Raw genomic sequence first — 18,000 nt, forward strand, 5'->3', positions numbered from 1 at the left:
CTAACCCCAGGCATGCACCTGATTCTGTGCTGCCTCCAGGCCGAGGCGGATCAGCAGCTCGGTCGCGTCGACGCCCTGTTCACAGAGCAACGGAACCTGTTCGGTCTCCGTCTTGGCGAAGTTCTCCAGCACAAAGGCGGCCGGATCCTTGCGTCCGGGCGGGCGACCGACACCCAGGCGGACCCGTAGATAGTCCTTGGTGCCCAGTGATTGCGATACCGAGCGCAGCCCGTTGTGGCCGCCCTCGCCGCCGCCGAGCTTGAGACGCACGGTGCCGAAATCGAGATCCAGCTCGTCGTGCATCACGATGACGTTCCCGGGGGGAACTGAAAAGAACTTGGCCAGCGCGGCCACCTGAGGGCCGGATGTGTTCATGAACGTGCGTGGCTTGGCCAGATTCACGGCCCGGCCGCCGAGGCGAATCGTTGTCGCCTCGGCGCCGGACTTCTTGTGCGGCTTGAATGTTGCGCCGTCCTTGGCCGCCAACAGGTCGGCGACCATGAATCCGAGGTTGTGCCGGGTCTTGGCGTAGGTCGGCCCGGGGTTGCCCAGGCCGACCACCAGCACGGCGTCGTCGGATACGTCGGGCACGTCTTACTCCGCTCTACTCTTCGGAGGAGCCCTCGGCGGCCTCGTCCGCGGCGGGAACCTCGGCGTCACCTTCGCCGCCGCCACCCTCAGCGTCCATCTCGTCGGCGGTCGGGGCCGCGACGACGTTGACGACCAGGGTCTCGGGATCGGAGACCAGGGTGGAGCCCTTGGGCAGTTCGACCGATCCGGCGGTGATCTGGGTGCCCGCGGCAAGGCCCTCAACCGACACGGTGAGGAACTCGGGGATGGACAGGGCCTCGGCCTCGATCTCCAGGGTGTTGGCGTCCTGGGTGACCAGGGTGCCGCTCTCGGCGTCGCCCTCGACGTGGACGTTCACCTCGACGGTGACCTTCTCGCCCTTGCGCACGACCAGCAGGTCGGCGTGTACCAGGTTGCGGCGGATGGGGTGGATCTCGATGGTCTTGGTGAGGGCCAGCTGCTCGCGGCCTTCGATGTCCAAGGTCAGGACGGCGTTGGTGCCGGAGTGGCGCAGCACCGCCGCGAGGTCGCGTGCCGGCAGGTTCAGGTGCTCGGGGTTGGTGCCGTGGCCGTACAGGACCGCGGGCACCAGGCCGTCTCGGCGGGCGCGGCGCGAGGCACCCTTACCGGTGTCGGTGCGGACGGTGACAGCGAGGTTATTGCTGGTGGGGGCGTTCTTCTTGGACATCTGGTCAACTCCTTGCGTTTCGTGAGACACGGCGCAGGGAGGACATCAGGATGACGCCCATGATCCCGTCGATAACGGTGGGAAGACCCACCCTCGCCGTGACAGCCCGTTCAGAGTAGCCGAGCCCGGGCCTGAAAGACCAATCAGCGTGGTCGTCAGAGCGGGAAGGACACCCCGGTGAGCTGCTCGGACAGGTCCCATAGGCCCTTAGCGCTCTCGGCGTCCTGGGCTCTGCGGCTGCGGCCCACCTGCTTGGGGTAGCCCTTGGCTTCGAACGGGCCATCCGGTCCGACGTACGTGTCGCCCGGCAGGTCCTGGGATGCGGCGTACAGCGCCGGCAGGGCGCCGTGTGCGGCGTCCTGCGCGAAAAGGTTGCCGGTCTTCAGGGCGATCTCGAAGATCGGGTTCCCGCTGTGCGACTGCAGCTCGGTGGCGGCCACACCCGGATGGACGGTCAGCGCGCGCACCGACGACCCGGCCGCGCTCAGCCGGCGCTGCAGTTCCTTGGTGAACAGCAGGTTGGCGAGCTTGGATGCGCCATACGCTCCGGCGCGGGTGTATCCGCGCCGCTCGTAGTTGAGGTCGGCGAGGTCGATCTTCCCGGCGCGATGAGCGACCGAGGCCACCGCGATCACACGGTCGGTGATCTTGGGGAGCAACAGATTGGTGAGTGCGAATGCGCCGAGATGGTTTGTGCCGATTTGGCTTTCGAAGCCGTCGACGGTCTTGGCCTGCGGCACCATCATGATGCCGGCGTTGTTCACCAGGATGTCGGCGGCATCGACGGTGTCGGCGAAGGCGCGCACCGATGCCAGATCGGCGACGTCGACCTGACGCACCTCGGTGCTTCCCGTGATCGAGGCCTGGGCGGCCTTGCCCTTCTCGGTGTTACGCACCGCCATGACGACATGAGCGCCCACGCGAGCCAGCTCGCGGGCGGTCTCCAGACCGAGTCCACTATTGGCTCCGGTGATGATGACGGTGCGGCCTTCGAATGACGGCAGCGCTGCGGCGGTCCATTTGGTCACGGGAGCTGACCCTAACGGTCAAGGCCGATACCGTCGAGGGTGTGACTTTTGAGGCAGACGTCGACGCCTTCCTTTCGGGCTTGCGCACCCCGCCCCGCCTGCTCGGTATCGGAGAACCGACCCATGGGCCGCAGGAGTTTGGGTATCTGCGCAACCGGCTGCTTCGCCACCTTGTGGTCGAGCGTGGCTTCCGGTCGGTCGCGCTGGAGAGTGATGCCGTGGCCGGATTCGACGTCGACCGGTATGTGACCGCAGGGGAGGGCACTCTCGACGACGTGCTCGACGCCGGATTCAGTCACGGGTTCGGTGCGTACCCGGCCAGCCGCGAGCTCATCGCGTGGCTACGCGACTGGAACAGCAGCCGAGGCCCCGATGAACAGGTGCGTTTCTACGGTTTCGATGCCACCACCGAGATGATGGCGTCGCCGAGTCCGCGCGACACCCTCCTTGCGGTGCACAGGTATCTGTCGAACGGTGGCGCCGCCCTGCCCTACTCGGAGGAGGTGATCACTGATCTGGCGGGTGACGATGCCGCCTGGTCTCATCCGGACGCCATGCTCGATGCCACCGTCTCGATCGGCCGTTCGGCTCCGGCACGTGCATTGCGGCTGATCGCCGATGAACTCGTGATCGCGTTGTCCAGGCATGCCCCCGCGTTGCGCGCCTCAACCTCGCCGCAGCAGTTCTGGCAGATGTGCACCGTCGCTCGCGCGGCAGTGAGCCTGCTGCGGTCACATTTCGCGATGGCCGATCCTGGCCCGGATCGCATGTCCACCATGCTGGGTGTCCGGGATGCGCTCATGGCCGAGAATCTGGAGGCTATCGCCGAGGCCGAAATGCATAGGGGCCCAACGTTGGTGTTCGCCCACAACGAGCACCTGCAGCGACATCAGAGCACGGTGTCCATGGGTCCTGCGCAGGCGAGTTGGTGGTGTGCCGGAGCGCTGGTGGCTTCGGCCGCTCGTGTCCCGTACGCGGTCATCGCCAGCGATTTCGGCACCCATGAGGCCGCCAACATCGGTGTGCCGCACGCTGCCACTCTGCAGGGATGGATGTGGAGCTGGGAATCCGATCGGATCCTGTTTCCCATGAGCGAGATACCGGACGGACTGCTCGCCCGCCAGGACGTGGCCCCGCAGACGGGTTGTTACCCGGTTGACCCCGGCCAGCTCACGGGCGTGGACGCCATCGCATTCATTCGGTGCCTCAGCGCTTCGTGATCTTCAGACCTCCGGTGAGGAGGGCGACGTCCTTGGCCAGTGCCGAGGCCTGCGCCTCGGTGGTGGTCACCGTGAGCTGCACGAGGTAGTGCAGCGGTCCGTCCGGCACGATGACGTCCCGATTCCAGGCGTGCACGCGGACATTCTGGTTGTCGTAGGTGCCCTCGATGGCGGCCGACGGGTATCCCTGAAAGTCGTCCAGGGAGGAGCTGATCTTCTGAAAGCCCTGGGCGTTCTGCGCGTCGACGAACCCGTGCTCGGTGATCGCCGTGCGCGCGTCCAGGGCACCCTCCAGCCTGATGAGGTAGATCACCGCGCTGGGTGTTCGTCCTTGATCGGCCGCGCTGGGTTTGTCACTGACCAGGTAGGCGGGTTCGAACGCACCCAGGTTCTCCCAGCCTTCGGGCAGCGGCATCTCGACGCGCACGTTCGCGGAACTCTCCGGCGATACCGGGACAACTGTGACGCCGGCGCTTTGCAGGTACTCGTTCATCGACGTCGGCGTGGTGGTGGGTGTCGCCGTGGTACTCGATGCCGAGCTGCTTGACGAACTGGCTTGTGGCTCGGGTTGTTTCGACTCGCATCCGGCCGCCGCGAGCGCCATCAGGCACCCCGCGACCAGCGCGGCGCTACGCATTCCCGTCGAAAAGTCCTGTTACCGAACCGTTCTCGAAAACTTCGCGGATGGTGCTAGCGAGCAGCGGCGCAATCGACAGCACCGTCAGCTGAGCGAAGCGCTTCTCCTCGCCGATGGGCAGCGTGTTGGTGACCAGCACCTCGCGGGCGCCACAATTGGCCAGGCGTTCGGCGGCGGGGTCGGACAGCACGCCGTGGGTGGCGGCAATCACGACGTCCTTGGCGCCGGCCTCGTGCAGCAGCCCGACAGCACCGGCGATGGTGCCACCGGTGTCGATCATGTCGTCGGTGATGACGCAGGTCTTGCCGGTGACGTCACCGACGACGCGGTTGGCCTTGACCTGGTTGGGCACTCGCGGGTCACGTGTCTTGTGGATGAAGGCCAGCGGCACACCGCCCAGGGAGTCGGCCCACTTCTCGGCGACGCGCACACGCCCGGAGTCCGGCGACACGACGACGACATCTTCGCCATTGCTCACGTAGTGCTCGGCGATGTATCCGCACAGCAGCGACTGGGCGCGCATGTGATCCACCGGTCCGTCGAAGAAGCCCTGAATCTGGTCGGTGTGCAGGTCGACTGTGACGATGCGGTCGGCACCCGCGGTCTTGTACAGGTCGGCCACCAGGCGGGCCGAGATCGGCTCCCGGCCACGGTGCTTCTTGTCCTGGCGCGCATAGGGGTAGAACGGCAGGATCGCGGTGATCCGCTTGGCGCTGCCGCGCTTGAGCGCATCGATCATGATCAGCTGTTCCATCAGCCACGTGTTCAGCGGCGCCGGATGCGATTGCAGGACGAACGCGTCGCAGCCGCGTACCGACTCCTCGAAGCGCACGAAGATCTCGCCGTTGGCGAAATCGCGGGCGGTCTGTGCGGTCACCTGGACGTCGAGTTCCTTGGCGACCTGTTCGGCCAGTTCAGGGTGCGCACGACCCGAGAACAGCATCAGATTTTTGCGGTTATCGGTCCAGTCGGTGCTCACGGCGCAGCTAGTCCTCTTGGGTTCGTAATTTTGGGCTTCACAAGGACGGCGCCGGGTACCGGCCCGCCGGGATAATGGTACGGACCTTCCCCCGGTGACTGGGAGCGGGTTGCCGGAATTTGAACGCGAGATGTCCAACCCCGGTTTTCGGAGGCCGTGTTCGCCCTCGGAGGTCAGGAATCCCTGGACGCTTCTTCGGCGGCCCTGGCCGCGTCGCTTCCGGGGCGTTTCTGTGCCACCCAGCCTTCGATGTTGCGCTGTGGACCGGCCGACACCGCCAGCGCGCCCGGCGGCACGTCCTCGCGAATGACTGTGCCCGCGCCGGTGTACGCACCGTCGCCGACGGTGACCGGGGCCACGAACATAGTGTCCGATCCGGTCTTCACGTGCGAGCCGATGACGGTGCGCCGCTTGGTTTCTCCGTCGTAGTTGACGAAGACGCTGGATGCGCCGATGTTGCTGTGCTCGCCGATATCGGCATCGCCCACATAGGTCAGGTGCGGCACCTTGGTGCCCCGGCCCACCGTCGAGTTTTTGACCTCCACGAACGCGCCCAGCTTGGCGCTCTCGTCGGTCACCGTGCCCGGCCGCAGGTAGGTGTACGGCCCGATCACCGATCGCGCACCGATGGTGGCGCCCTGGCCGTGGGTGCGGATGACGGTGGCCGAGTCGCCCACCGTCACGTCGATGAGGGTGGTGTCGGGGCCGATGTGGCAGTGGCCGCCGATGACGGTCTGCGAGTGCAGCTGGGTGCCGGGCGCGATGGTCGCGTCCTGCCCGATCCGGACGTCGACATCGATCCACGTGCTGGACGGGTCGACGATGGTGACTCCGGCGCGCTGGTGGAAGCGGATGATCCGCCGATTCAGCTCGGCGCCCATCTCAGAGAGCTGCACCCGGTCGTTGACGCCGGCCACCAGCGCACTGTCGTCAACATGGTTGGCGTGCACCGCTTTTCCGCCCTGGCGGATGATCGACACGGCGTCGGTGAGATACAACTCGTGCTGGGCGTTGTCCGAGCGCAGCTGAGACAGCGCCGCGTGCAGCGGCCCGATGTCGAAGGCGTACACCCCGGCATTGACCTCACCGATGGCACGTTGGCTGTCGGTGGCGTCGGTCTGCTCCACGATGGCGATGACCTCGCGGTCCTGGGTGCGCAGGATGCGCCCGTAACCGGTGGGATCGGCCAGGGTGGTGGTCAGCAGGGTGGCGGCGGCGGGCTCGGCCTGATGCCGGTTGATCAGCCCGGCAAGTGTTTCCCCATCGAGCAGTGGGATATCGCCGGAGGTGACGACGACGGTGCCGGCGAAGTCCGCGGGCAGCGCCTGCAGGCCGCATGCGACGGCGTGCCCGGTGCCAAGCTGTTGTTCCTGCACGGCGATAGCGATCTCGCGATGCAGCGATTCGGCGAGTATCTCCACCGCGGTGGCGATGCGTTCGCGGTCGTGTCCCAGCACGATCACCAGGTGTTCGGGGTTGACACTGGCGGCGGCATGTACCGAGTGCGCCAACATCGAGCGGCCGCCGAGGGTATGCAGCACCTTGGGGATGTCCGAACACATACGGGTACCGGCACCCGCGGCTAGCACGATTACTGCAGTCCCAGCGGGATTGCCTGGCATTTCCTACTCCCTACTGCTCCGTCGCCAGGACTCGAACCTGAACTATCTGAACCAAAATCAGAGGTGCTGCCGATTACACCACGACGGACTGTTACAGAATGAAGACTGTAGTCGACCAAGGAGCGAGGCTTGTCCGAGCGACATCAGGTCAACAAGCTCGGTCGTGCGGCCGAGGAAAGTGATGGCACATGTCGGTACCTAGTAGGCCGGATGGCCCCGGGCGGACTCCTCGCGTCCGGATGGCCGGTACTGAGCGGCGCCGCCAGCTGATCGATGTCGCGCGGTCCTTGTTCGCCGAACGTGGGTACGAGGCCACGTCCATCGAAGAGATCGCCCAACGCGCCGGAGTCTCTAAACCCGTCGTGTACGAGCATTTCGGCGGCAAGGAGGGCCTTTACGCCGTCGTGGTGGATCGCGAGATGTCGGTGCTGCTCGACGGCATCACCTCGTCGTTGACGAGTTATCGCTCGCGGGTGCGGCTGGAACAGGTGGCGTTGGCCTTGTTGAGCTATATCGAGGACCGCACCGACGGATTCCGGATCCTGATCCGGGACTCACCGCCGGGGGTCAGCTCGGGGACATATTCGAGCCTGCTCAACGACGCGGTCAGTCAGGTGTCGAGCATCCTGGCGGGCGACTTCCAGCGCCGGGGACTGGATGCGGAGATGGCGCCGCTGTATGCGCAGGCGTTGGTGGGGCAGGTATCGATGACAGCCCAGTGGTGGCTCGATGCGCGGGAGCCCAAAAAGGAAGTGGTGGCGGCGCACATCGTCAACCTGTGTTGGCACGGCTTGAAGCACCTGGAAGCAGATCCGCAGCTACAGGAGGAATGAGCCCTCACACCGGAACATCTGAGCGCTGCGCTTCGTTGGATATGACGGGTGGTACGCGCAGGAGGTGGTCGGTGGTGACAGGGATTCGCCTGGTTCTCGGTGCCGCGGCCGCCGTCGCGGTCGCGTTGATGGGTGCTCCCGTTGCGGCCGCAGACGACTGCAGTGGTCCGCTGACCGCGCGGGTGTGTGTGAAGCCGGGCAACGCCGAGTTGCATTCCACGCCGAACCGGGAGTTCATCCCTGATGTTCCGCAGGCCTCGCCCTGGCTGGTCGTGGGTGGTACCGGCTCGGGTATCTGGATCCCATAAGCGCACGCGCTGTCGAACCGAATCAGTGCGTGACATGCGCCGATCACCTAGAATTTAAGTCGTTGGGGTTGACCACAGGATGAGGTGTTTGTCATGACGTCAGTAGTTGTGCGATGGGCTGTGGTCGGCGCCGCCGCGGCCGCGTTGGGCGTTTTGCCCGTGTCGCTGGCTTCGGTTGCCGCGGCCGATCCGCAGTGCGCGGACCCGGCGATGTGTCAGTCCGAGCCGCCCAACCCCGAGAACTGCAACGGTGGGCCTGACGACATGGTGTGCACCCGTGCGGGGGACGCGGAACTGCATTCTTCGCCGAACCCGGCAGACATTCCGCCGGTGCCGCAGGCCGAGACTCCGCCCTGGATGGTTTTCGGTAACCCCGGTATGGGCGGCCACTAATCCGGTAAACCCGGGGGAAGCACTGCCCTTGATGGTTGCTTTCAGATCCTAACGAGTTTAATGTTGTGTCGTTAGGGAATCTAAGCATTTAAGGGGTGTTGTCCCATGCCTGGCCTTCGATATGCCATGGCGGTGGTAGTGGCGGGTCTGCTGGCAGCGGTACCTGCCGGTGCCAGTTCAATGGATGTGGCTAGTGCCGTCCGTGGCGGACACGGAAACTGCGCGCAGCCTCGGACCGGATCGGAAGTGTGCATAACTCCGGGTGATGCCGAGCTGCGATCGTGGCCGGATCCGGCCGATCTGCCGACGCCGCCTGACGTTCCGTTACGCCCGGACAACCTCTGAGGTGGTTCAGGGCCAGAACCTTCGCGATACGTTCGAAAAAGCTGTGAACTAGCTGTATGACGTGCGAAAAGCGCCTAAAGTCAGACTCTGGGGTCGATGGATAGGCGAGGTGGTCGTCATGACGTCAACAGTGATGCGGTGGGTGGTGGCGGGAGCCGCCGCGGCGGCGTTGGTCGTCACGCCCGCGGTACTTGCCCCGATGGCTGCGGCAGAGCAGCCGTGCGCGGATCCGGCGATGTGCCAGGCACCGACACCGGGGCCGGTGCACGAGGATGCCGAGCTTCACTCGAAACCGAATCCAGCGGACATGCCGCAGGCCCCGCAGAGCGGCATGCCGCCGTGGCAGATGATCAACGCCCCCGGGGAAGCGCGTAACCACCCCTGAGCCTTGGCATCGTTGGCATCAGCTGTGAACTGGCTGGGAATAGTGCCGGTCTGATGGCATCTTGAGACGGCTCGACTTATCGTCTTGCTCATGATGTTTGTGCTGGTACGGCGTGCGGCGCTGCTTGTGGCGGCGGGTGTGACCATCGGTATGCCGCTAGCCTTGGGGGTGTCGCATGCCGACCCCCCGTGCGCGCCGGGTGCGCCCGCATGCGCGCTGCCCACGGCTGTTGTCCCGCCGGCGGGTGCTCACGAAAAGTGCAGTGCGCCCAAGCCGGGTGAAGAGGTTTGCGCCGAGCCCGGTGATGCCGAGCTCCACTCAACCCCGACGGCCCACATCCCGGCACCGCCGTTGACGGTTGCACCGACCAAGAGTGGTGCCGCGCTCTAGACGAATGCGAGTCCCGGCTCCTACGGTGGAGTCATGCGGTTGTCGCTGAGGCGTGCCGCGGTGTCAGTAGCAGTGACGAGCCTCGTCATGGGAGGTTCGGTGGTGGTGGGCGTTTCATACGCCGATCCATGCGCACCGGGTGCAGCGACGTGTTCATTGCCGACGACGTCCGAGACGCCGTCGGCGACAAGCCGTCCGAGTTGCCGGGAGTCGGCTCCCAGCCAACAGGATTGTTCAAAGCCGGGTAATGCCGAGATTCATTCGACTCCGGACCCTGCGCACGAGGCCACGCCGCCGTTGACGGTCGAACAGACCAAACCGGTGCCTACTGCGCACTGGCCCTAACGCGCGCCGCAGTCCCGTGAGAGCAGATCGGCGATCGTCTCGCGGCGTACCAGCTCGCGCACCCGTCCGTCGCGGACCGCGAGTACTGGGGGCCGTCCGACCAGGTTGTAGGACGAGGCCATGCTGTGGTTGTACGCACCGGTGCAGGCCACTGCCAGCACGTCGCCGGGGTGCACATCAGAGGGCAGGCTGACATCGCGGGCGATCTCGTCGCCGGATTCGCAGTGCCGCCCGGCCACCGTCACGAGTTGCGGTGGGGCAGAAGGATGCCTGTTTGCCAGCGCGACACTGTATTTCGCGTCATACAGCGAGACTCGCGGGTTGTCGCTCATGCCGCCGTCGACGGCCACGAAGGTACGCCCGCCGGGCTGGGTCTTGACCGAAACCACCCGGTACAGCGTCACTCCCGCGCGTGCGGAGATGGCGCGGCCGGGCTCCACGACGACGCGCGGGCGCGGGAAGCGCTCGGCCGCGCAGGCGGCGTCGAGGGCGTCGTCGATGAAGTCGCGCAGCTCGGCGAGGTCGAGTTCGGGGTCACCTGAGCGGTAGGGAACGCCGTGGCCGCCACCGATATTGAGCTCACCCAGGATCACACCGTGCTTGGCGCGGATATCGGCCATCGCGGCGATCATGCGGCGAATGGTTTCGCCGTAGAGCGTGCAATCGGTGACCTGTGAGCCGATGTGGCAGTGCAGGCCGACCAGGTCCAGCAGGGGCTGGTCCAGCACGCGGCGGACGGCCTCGGTGGCATGCCCGCTGTGTAGCGGGAATCCGAACTTCTGATCGGTGATGCCCGTCGTTACCGCGGCGTGCCCGTGGATGTCGATATCGGGGGTGACCCGTACCAGTACACGCTGGCGTTTCTTGAGCCGAGTCGCCAGGAACATGATCTCGGTGTTGGAATCCAGCACGATCCGGCCCACGCCGACCGCGGCCGCGTCACTGAGCTCGTCAGGGGTCTTGGCGTTGCCGTGCATGATGATTCGTTCCGGGTCGAAGCCGCCCGCGAGCGCGGTCGCCAGCTCGCCGGAAGAGCAGACATCCAGCGACAGCCCCTCCTGCGCCACCCAGCGCGCGATATCGGTCGTCAGCAGCGCCTTGCTGGCATACGCGATCTCGATCTCGCGCAGGGTGCGGCGATAGTGACGGGCGCGGTGACGGAAATCCTCCTCGTCAACCACGTAGGCGGGGGTGCGGAATTGGTCGGCAATTTCCGAGAGCGCCGTCTCTCCGACGCACATCCGGCCCTGCTCGTCCAGGTGTGTGGTGACCGGCCACACGGCCGGGTCGACGCGAGGTCGCGCCACGTTATGTAAGGACGGCAGCAGGTCCAGAAGTGTCATGCATCTACCGTGCGCCTGTGGCGACCCCATGCGGAGTTTCTTGACGTGGCCTTGACGGTGATGGGCCCGATCTTTTCGAGATCTGGGCGCCGTAGAATGAACGCACCATGACTGTGACTGCCCCGCCTCTCGCCGGGGTGATCCGGACAGCCTTGCGGGATCCCGCATTCGATGTTCTTGCCCCGGCCCTCGCCGCCAAGACCGGCCTTGATCTGACCGCACCGTCGTGTGCCCGCCCATTCGTCGTCACCGGTATGGCCGATGCGAGCGATGCGCCCGTCCTGGTGGTGACGGCTACCACCAGGGAAGCGCAAGATCTCGCCGCCGAGCTGCGCGATGTGTGCGGCGATTCGGTCACCCTGCTGCCGTCGTGGGAGACGCTTCCGCATGAACGGCTGTCACCCGGCGTCGACACCGTGGGTGCCCGGTTGCAGGTGCTGCACCGGCTCGCTCATCCGGAGGACTCCCGGATGGGGCCCCCGCTGCGGGTGGTTGTCACGACGGTTCGCTCGCTGTTGCAGCCGATGTCGCCCGAGCTGTTCGATCTGGAGCCGGTGGAGCTCACCGTGGGTGCCGAGTCGGAATTCGACGGGCTGATCGCCCGACTGGTCGAGCTCGCGTACACCCGGGTGGACATGGTGGCCGGCCGTGGCGAGTTCGCGGTGCGCGGCGGCATTCTCGACGTCTTCAGTCCCACCGCAGACCATCCGGTGCGTGTGGAGTTCTGGGGCGACGAGGTCAGCGAGATGCGCTACTTCTCCGTTGCCGACCAGCGGTCGATCCCCGAACTGCAGGTCACCTCAGTGCTCGCGATGCCCTGTCGCGAACTGCTCCTCACCGAACAGGTGCGCACGCGTGCGGCCGAGCTCGCGGCGGCGGCCGGAGACTCCGGTAGTAGCGAGGGCGAGCACCGGCTCGGTACCGGGCTGGGGGAGATGCTGGCCAAGCTGGCCGACGGAATCTGTGTCGACGGAATGGAATCGCTACTGCCCGTACTGCATTCGGGTGAGCTGACCATGCTGGTAGACCATCTGCCCGAGGGCACTCCCGTGCTGATCTGCGATCCCGAGAAGGTGCGCACCCGGGCGGCGGATCTGGAGCGCACCGGCCGGGAGTTCCTGGAGGCATCGTGGTCGGTTGCCGCGATCGGCGCCGATGCGCCAATTGACGTTGCTGCGCTGGCGGATTCGGGATTTCGGGAGCTTGATGGCGTCAAGCACGCGGCGGACGAGACCGGGCATCCGTGGTGGTCACTGAGCCCGCTGAGCATGGGCGACGATCAGGCGATCGATCTCGCGGTACGGCCATCGCCCTCCTCGCGCGGCCACAAGGAGGGTGCGGCGGAGATCTTCGCGATGCTGCGCGCCCACGTGATGACCGGCGGGCGGGCCGTGGTGGTAGCCGCTGGTGCCGGCACCACCCACCGGATCATCGAGCAGCTGGCCGAAACGGAAACGCCGGCAAAGCTGTTGGAGCCCGGGGCAGAGCCCGTCGAGGGCGTTGTCGGCGTGCTGCGTGGTCACCTCACTGACGGTGTGGTGCTCGCAGGCGCCAACATCGTCATCGTCACCGAGACGGATCTCACCGGCAGCCGGGTCGCGGCCACCGATGGCAAGCGGTTACCTGCCAAGCGCCGCAACCAGGTTGACCCGCTGGCCCTCGCGGCCGGCGATCTCGTTGTGCACGATCAACACGGCATCGGGCGATTCGTGGAGATGGTGGAACGCACCGTCGGCGGGGCGCGCCGGGAGTATCTGGTGCTGGAATACGCGTCCGGTAAGCGTGGCGCCGCCGCCGGTGGGCAGAGCGATCGCCTGTACGTTCCTATGGACTCCCTCGATCAGCTGTCCCGGTATGTCGGTGGCGAATCTCCCGGCCTGAGCCGTCTCGGCGGCAGCGACTGGGCCAATACGAAGACCAAGGCGCGCAAGGCTGTTCGTGAGATCGCGGGTGAGCTTGTGGCGTTGTACGCGGCGCGCCAGGCCGCGCCCGGACATGCCTTCGCGCCGGATACTCCGTGGCAGCGGGAGATGGAAGACGCCTTCGGGTTTGTCGAGACGGTTGATCAGCTGACCGCCATCACCGAGGTGAAATCCGATATGGAGAAGCCGGTTCCGATGGACCGGGTGGTGTGCGGCGACGTGGGCTACGGCAAGACCGAGATCGCGGTGCGCGCGGCGTTCAAAGCCGTCCAGGACGGTAAGCAGGTCGCGGTGCTGGTGCCCACGACGCTGCTGGCCGATCAGCATCTGCAGACGTTCACCAATCGCACCGCGGGGTTCCCGGTGAAGGTGGCAGGCTTGTCGCGGTTCACCGATCCGGCCACCTCGAAGCTGGTCATCGAGGGAATGGCCGATGGCTCAGTCGATATCGTCATCGGCACACACCGGCTGCTGCAGACCGCGGTGCGGTGGAAGGACCTCGGCCTGGTGATCGTCGACGAAGAGCAGCGATTCGGCGTCGAACACAAGGAACACATCAAGGCGCTGCGCACCCATGTCGACGTTCTGACCATGAGTGCCACCCCGATTCCGCGCACCCTGGAGATGAGTCTGGCGGGCATCCGGGAGATGTCGACCATCCTGACTCCGCCCGAGGAGCGTTACCCCGTGCTCACCTACGTCGGTCCGCATGACGACAAACAGGTGGCAGCTGCGCTGCGGCGCGAGCTGTTGCGCGATGGTCAGGCGTTCTACGTGCACAACCGGGTGAGCTCCATCGATCGGGCCGCCGCGCGCATACGTGATCTGGTTCCAGAGGCCAGAGTTGTTGTGGCACACGGCCAAATGCCCGAGGAATTGCTGGAGCGCACCGTCGAGGGGTTCTGGAACCGCGAATACGACATCCTGGTGTGCACCACCATCATCGAGACGGGTCTGGACATCTCCAACGCCAACACCCTGATCGTGGAGCGGGCGGATATCTTCGGGCTATCGCAGCTGCACCAGTTGCGCGGGCGCGTCGGCCGCAGCCGCGAGCGCGGTTACGCGTACTTCCTGTACTCGCCCGAGGTGCCGCTGACCGAGACCGCCTACGACAGGCTCTCGACTATCGCGCAGAACAACGATCTGGGTGCCGGCATGGCGGTGGCCATGAAGGACCTGGAGATCCGCGGCGCGGGCAATGTGCTCGGCGTCGAGCAGTCTGGCCACGTCGCCGGGGTGGGGTTCGATCTGTACGTCCGGCTCGTCGGCGAGGCTGTCGAGGCGTATCGCGCGGCGGCCGACGGCAAGACGGTGCAGACCGCCGAGGAACCCAAGGAGGTGCGTATCGATCTGCCGGTCGACGCGCACCTGCCCACCGACTACATCGGTAGCGACCGGTTGCGCCTTGAGGCGTACCGCAGGCTGGCGGCGGCCGGGGACGCCGCGCAGATCGGCGCGGCGGTCGAGGAACTCGTCGACCGGTACGGTCCGCTGCCGCTTCCGGTGCAGCGACTGGTCGCGGTGGCCTCGCTGCGTTTGCTGTGTCGTGAGATGGAAATCACCGATCTTTCGGTGGTCGGTACCAACATCCGAATACAGCCGTTGCCGCTTCTGGATTCGGCGCAATTGCGCCTCAAGCGTTTGCACCCGGCGGCGCAGTATCGTGCGACGACTTCCGTTGTGCAGGTTCCCATCCCGCGCGCCGGCGACGGGGGCGTGGGCTCAGAGCGCATCCGCGACCTGGAGCTGGTGCACATGATTGTCGATCTGCTGCTGGCGTTGTCGGGGCGTCCGGCGGGCAGTGTTGATATAACACCAGTGGAGGTGAGCAAATGACCGTCATCCTTGTGGACCCGCGCCATCCGTCGATGGTGCCGGTCGAGGCCGTCGGTTTGCTTGCCGGTGATCTGCAGTACACCGAGGAGCTTCCCGTCCGGCTGGCGTGGTCGCTGTCGACCGCACGTCCGGTGTACATCGGTGAGGACGCCCCGGCGCTGTTGTCCTCGGACCGCAACCATCCGGAGGTGAAGGCGCGGATCGCGGCCGGGGCCACAATCATCGCACCGCCGGTGCGGCAGGGCGAGAAGCTTATCGACGCGGTGGCGGTAATGGACAGGCTGCGCACGAACGGCCCGTGGGAGGGCACCCAGACTCACGATTCGCTGCGGCGATACCTGCTTGAAGAGACCTACGAGCTGTTCGACGCGGTGCGTACCGGTGACGTCGACGAGCTTCGTGAAGAGCTGGGGGATGTACTGCTGCAGGTGCTTTTCCACGCGCGCATCGCCGAGGATGCCCCGGAGCATCCCTTCAACATCGATGATGTCGCCGAGGCGCTGCTGAAAAAGTTGGGTAACCGCATTCCGGTGATCCTCGGCGCCGGTGGCGATTCCAGCTCGATCTCGCTGGAAGAGCAACTGGCGCAATGGGAAGAGCGTAAGGCGCAGGAGAAGGATCGCGACTCGTGTCTGGACGGCGTGTCCAGCAGCCAGCCGGCCCTGGCACTCACGCAGAAGGTGCTCGGCCGCGTGACGGCCGCTGGTCTGCCCACCGAGTTGATCCCGGCGCAGCTGCTTTCGGTAACCATCGAGCTGGATGGGGATGCCGAGAACCAGTTGCGGGCAGATGTTTTGGAATTCATGGATACCGTGCGTCGCGCCGAGAAGAGCATCCTGGCCGATCGCCGCGGTGAGGACACCGCCGCCGGATTGGCGAGCGCCGATCTGCGTGATGTCGCTGCCGGGGAGTGGCGCGAGCATTGGCTGAGGAATCCGGTTGAGGCTCCTGCCGACGATGCCGTCGAGGTACCCGCCGAGAGCTAGGGCGTAGCCCGGGAGACCGTGCGGCGGGACTTTGTGCCTGGCCTCGCGGGACCATGGTCCGCACAGCATTTGCACAGCATTTAGGTACGCCATACCTTATCTACGTGGTGTTATCGGATGCGGTCCCCAATCTGTTGATTGGCCTGAGAGAGGGTCTCGAAGCAGGACTTGTGGTGAGCATCCTGCTTGCCGCCGTCCATCGTTCACCGCTGGCGGCCAATGGGCGCCGGGCCACGGCGCCGGTGTGGCTGGGCGTGCTCGGGGCGCTCTCGGTATCGGCCAGCTTCGCGGCGGTGCTCACCTCCACGACCAGCTCGCTGGGCGCAACCGGCCAGGACGTGGTGGGCGGCGTGCTCAGCATCCTGGCCGTCGGGTTGGTCACCGCGATGATCTTCTGGATGTCGCGCACCGCCGCCAGCCTCTCCGGTGAGCTGTCCGGCAAGGTGGAGCACGCGCTCACCCTCGGTGCGGGCGCGCTGGCCCTGACGGCGTTCTTGGCGGTCGCCCGCGAGGGATTAGAGACCACGCTGTTCTTCTGGACCGCGGCCAAGGCGGCGGGGGAGACCACCGGACCGGTGATCGGTGGCGCCCTCGGGCTGGCGATCGCGGTGACGTTGTGCTGGCTGCTGTATCGCCGCGCGGTGAAGCTCAACCTCAAAGTGTTCTTCACCCGCACGGCGGTCGTGCTCATTGTGATCGCCGCCGGAATTCTGGCCTACGGCATCGGGGATCTACAGACCGCGGGCTGGTTGCCCGGGCGGACCTGGTACGCCTTCGATCTGAGTCAGCGCATCTCCGCGGACTCCTGGTGGGCCACCATCGTCACCGGCATCACCCAGCTCACCCCGCGGATGACCGTGCTGCAGGTGGTGGCCTGGGCTGGATATCTGATACTGGTGATACCCCCGTTCTTGCGGGTATCACGTGAAAACCATTCGCCCGCTGCCGCGTCCGAGCCCGACGAGGAACCCTCGGCCTTCGCGCGCGTGATCGGCCAGCGCCCCTTCGCGGTTGCCGCGACCATCGTGGTGGTACCGGTACTCGTGGCGGCCGTGGTGATTGCGATTCTGCCGTCCGCCAACCGTGATGCCGATACGCAAGTCACCGTGACGGCCGACGGGTGCGCCGACGACTGGACGTCCGCGGGTACCGGCCTGCAGACGTTCTCTGTCGTCAACAAGTCGGGCAAGACCGGTGAGATCAACCTCGTGGACGGCAACAACGGTGTGGTCGCCGAGATCGAGACCCTGGGCCCCTCCACCAGCGCCACGCTCACCGCGACGCTCTCGGACGGCACGTACAAGTTCGCGTGCCTGATGGCCGGAGAGCCCGCCAGATACTCTGCATCTCAACAAGTCCGGGGCAAGGCCGACCCCGGGGCGCCGCAGCCGGTGGTCAGGGTGACCGAGGACGATCTCAAGCCGCCGATGCAGGCCTACCAGCGTTACGCCGACAATCTCCTGGCGGTGCTGGGTACCCAGGCGCGCGCACTTCGTGCCGACCTCGCCGCGGGCAACATCGAAGCGGCGAAGAAGGATTGGCTGCCGGCGATTCTGACCTGGAACCGAATCGGTGCGGCGTACGGCAGTTTCAAGGACTACGGGGATGCCATCGCCGGGCTGCCGCATGGGCTCCCCGATGGGGTGCACGATCCCGATTTCAAGGGCTTACGCCGCCTGGAGTACGGGTTGTGGCACGGGCAACCCGCGCCGGTGTTGGTGCCGGTGGCAGACGAATTGGTCTCGACCATCGACAAGCTGCGTGCCAACCTGGCGGACGTGATGACCGAGCCGGCCGACCAGACGAAACGCCCACACGAAATCCTCGAGGACACCTTGCGATTCCAGCTCATGGGCTACACGAACCAGGGAGCGGGAACCGAGTACGCGGAGGCGGCAGCTGCGGTCGAAGCCACCCGTGCGGTGCTGGGCCAGTTCTCTGCGCTGATCAATGCCCGCGCGCCGAAGTTATTGGCGGAAAGCAACTCCCAGCTCGATATCCTTGACGCCGCACTCAAGGCGACGCAGCAGGGTGGACAGTGGCGTCCGCTCGAGCAGGTGCCGCTGGCCGGTCGCCAGGCGGTGGATGCCGCGCTGGGGCAGGTGCTCGAGACGCTCGCCTCGGTGCCACTGCTCATCGAACTTCCGCCGAGCCGATGACCAAGGAG

The 18,000-nt window shown here is 66.0% G+C and carries 18 protein-coding genes and 1 tRNA gene; 11 read left to right on the forward strand and 8 right to left on the reverse strand.

Annotated features, from left to right (window positions below):
* The 3 genes from pth to BB28_RS05495 all read right to left on the reverse strand — a co-directional run bounded on the left by pth (position 1) and on the right by BB28_RS05495 (position 2,286).
* A complete protein-coding gene (gene pth / locus BB28_RS05485) occupies positions 1-567 on the reverse strand; it encodes an aminoacyl-tRNA hydrolase (protein WP_081252350.1) in 567 nt (188 codons plus the stop codon).
* 37 nt (positions 568-604) lie between these two features.
* Positions 605-1,258, reverse strand: a complete 654-nt coding sequence (locus BB28_RS05490; protein ID WP_046252766.1) for a 50S ribosomal protein L25/general stress protein Ctc — start codon at positions 1,256-1,258, stop codon at positions 605-607.
* A 155-nt stretch (positions 1,259-1,413) separates the two neighbouring features.
* Positions 1,414-2,286 carry an oxidoreductase gene (locus tag BB28_RS05495; protein WP_046255556.1) on the reverse strand — a complete coding sequence of 291 codons (873 nt, stop codon included), beginning with the start codon at positions 2,284-2,286 and terminating at the stop codon, positions 1,414-1,416.
* A 41-nt stretch (positions 2,287-2,327) separates the two neighbouring features.
* Between BB28_RS05495 and BB28_RS05500 the strand changes: the two genes are divergently transcribed.
* Entirely contained in the window at positions 2,328-3,506 is a 1,179-nt protein-coding gene (locus tag BB28_RS05500) for an erythromycin esterase family protein (RefSeq protein WP_052740109.1), read from the forward strand.
* On the opposite strand, the gene BB28_RS05505 is transcribed toward BB28_RS05500, so the two are convergent.
* The 4 genes from BB28_RS05505 to BB28_RS05520 form a co-directional block, all read right to left on the reverse strand.
* Positions 3,493-4,143: an LpqN/LpqT family lipoprotein gene (locus tag BB28_RS05505; protein WP_046252767.1), complete on the reverse strand. Its 651-nt coding sequence runs from the start codon at positions 4,141-4,143 to the stop codon at positions 3,493-3,495. The genes BB28_RS05500 and BB28_RS05505 overlap by 14 nt on opposite strands.
* Complete coding sequence (locus BB28_RS05510; protein ID WP_046252768.1) at positions 4,136-5,122, reverse strand: ribose-phosphate diphosphokinase; 987 nt, start codon at positions 5,120-5,122, stop codon at positions 4,136-4,138. The genes BB28_RS05505 and BB28_RS05510 overlap by 8 nt, the downstream gene beginning before the upstream one ends.
* A 173-nt stretch (positions 5,123-5,295) precedes the next feature.
* Positions 5,296-6,744 carry a bifunctional UDP-N-acetylglucosamine diphosphorylase/glucosamine-1-phosphate N-acetyltransferase GlmU gene (gene glmU / locus BB28_RS05515; protein WP_046252769.1) on the reverse strand — a complete coding sequence of 483 codons (1,449 nt, stop codon included), beginning with the start codon at positions 6,742-6,744 and terminating at the stop codon, positions 5,296-5,298.
* A gap of 16 nt (positions 6,745-6,760) precedes the next feature.
* Positions 6,761-6,832: transfer RNA gene (locus tag BB28_RS05520), tRNA-Gln, on the reverse strand.
* 151 nt (positions 6,833-6,983) lie between these two features.
* Between BB28_RS05520 and BB28_RS05525 the strand changes: the two genes are divergently transcribed.
* From BB28_RS05525 to BB28_RS24425, 7 genes are all read left to right on the forward strand, one after another.
* Positions 6,984-7,577, forward strand: coding sequence for a TetR/AcrR family transcriptional regulator (locus BB28_RS05525; RefSeq protein ID WP_030094579.1), 594 nt, complete (start codon positions 6,984-6,986; stop codon positions 7,575-7,577).
* Positions 7,578-7,705: 128 nt separating this feature from the next.
* Entirely contained in the window at positions 7,706-7,885 is a 180-nt protein-coding gene (locus BB28_RS05530; RefSeq protein ID WP_044104543.1) for a hypothetical protein, read from the forward strand.
* A gap of 93 nt (positions 7,886-7,978) precedes the next feature.
* Positions 7,979-8,278: a hypothetical protein gene (locus BB28_RS05535; RefSeq protein ID WP_030094581.1), complete on the forward strand. Its 300-nt coding sequence runs from the start codon at positions 7,979-7,981 to the stop codon at positions 8,276-8,278.
* A 105-nt stretch (positions 8,279-8,383) separates the two neighbouring features.
* A complete protein-coding gene (locus tag BB28_RS24420; RefSeq protein ID WP_046252770.1) occupies positions 8,384-8,623 on the forward strand; it encodes a hypothetical protein in 240 nt (79 codons plus the stop codon).
* A gap of 118 nt (positions 8,624-8,741) precedes the next feature.
* Complete coding sequence (locus BB28_RS05540; RefSeq protein ID WP_046255558.1) at positions 8,742-9,008, forward strand: hypothetical protein; 267 nt, start codon at positions 8,742-8,744, stop codon at positions 9,006-9,008.
* Positions 9,009-9,098: 90 nt separating this feature from the next.
* Positions 9,099-9,398: a hypothetical protein gene (locus BB28_RS05545; protein ID WP_046252771.1), complete on the forward strand. Its 300-nt coding sequence runs from the start codon at positions 9,099-9,101 to the stop codon at positions 9,396-9,398.
* Between the two features lie 33 nt (positions 9,399-9,431).
* Positions 9,432-9,743 (forward strand): hypothetical protein, encoded by a 312-nt coding sequence (locus BB28_RS24425; RefSeq protein WP_046252772.1) that lies wholly within the window; start codon positions 9,432-9,434, stop codon positions 9,741-9,743.
* On the opposite strand, the gene lysA is transcribed toward BB28_RS24425, so the two are convergent.
* A complete protein-coding gene (lysA, locus tag BB28_RS05550) occupies positions 9,740-11,086 on the reverse strand; it encodes a diaminopimelate decarboxylase (RefSeq protein WP_046252773.1) in 1,347 nt (448 codons plus the stop codon). The genes BB28_RS24425 and lysA overlap by 4 nt on opposite strands.
* 107 nt (positions 11,087-11,193) lie before the next feature.
* Between lysA and mfd the strand changes: the two genes are divergently transcribed.
* The 3 genes from mfd to efeU all read left to right on the forward strand — a co-directional run bounded on the left by mfd (position 11,194) and on the right by efeU (position 17,992).
* Positions 11,194-14,847, forward strand: a complete 3,654-nt coding sequence (gene mfd / locus BB28_RS05555) for a transcription-repair coupling factor (protein ID WP_046252774.1) — start codon at positions 11,194-11,196, stop codon at positions 14,845-14,847.
* Positions 14,844-15,833 (forward strand): nucleoside triphosphate pyrophosphohydrolase, encoded by a 990-nt coding sequence (locus BB28_RS05560; RefSeq protein ID WP_046252775.1) that lies wholly within the window; start codon positions 14,844-14,846, stop codon positions 15,831-15,833. The genes mfd and BB28_RS05560 overlap by 4 nt, the downstream gene beginning before the upstream one ends.
* Positions 15,834-15,937: 104 nt before the next feature.
* Complete coding sequence (efeU, locus tag BB28_RS05565) at positions 15,938-17,992, forward strand: iron uptake transporter permease EfeU (protein WP_046252776.1); 2,055 nt, start codon at positions 15,938-15,940, stop codon at positions 17,990-17,992.
* The last annotated feature ends 8 nt before the right edge of the window (positions 17,993-18,000 follow it).

It is taken from the genome of Mycobacteroides chelonae CCUG 47445, from assembly GCF_001632805.1.
Taxonomy (GTDB): domain Bacteria; phylum Actinomycetota; class Actinomycetes; order Mycobacteriales; family Mycobacteriaceae; genus Mycobacterium; species Mycobacterium chelonae.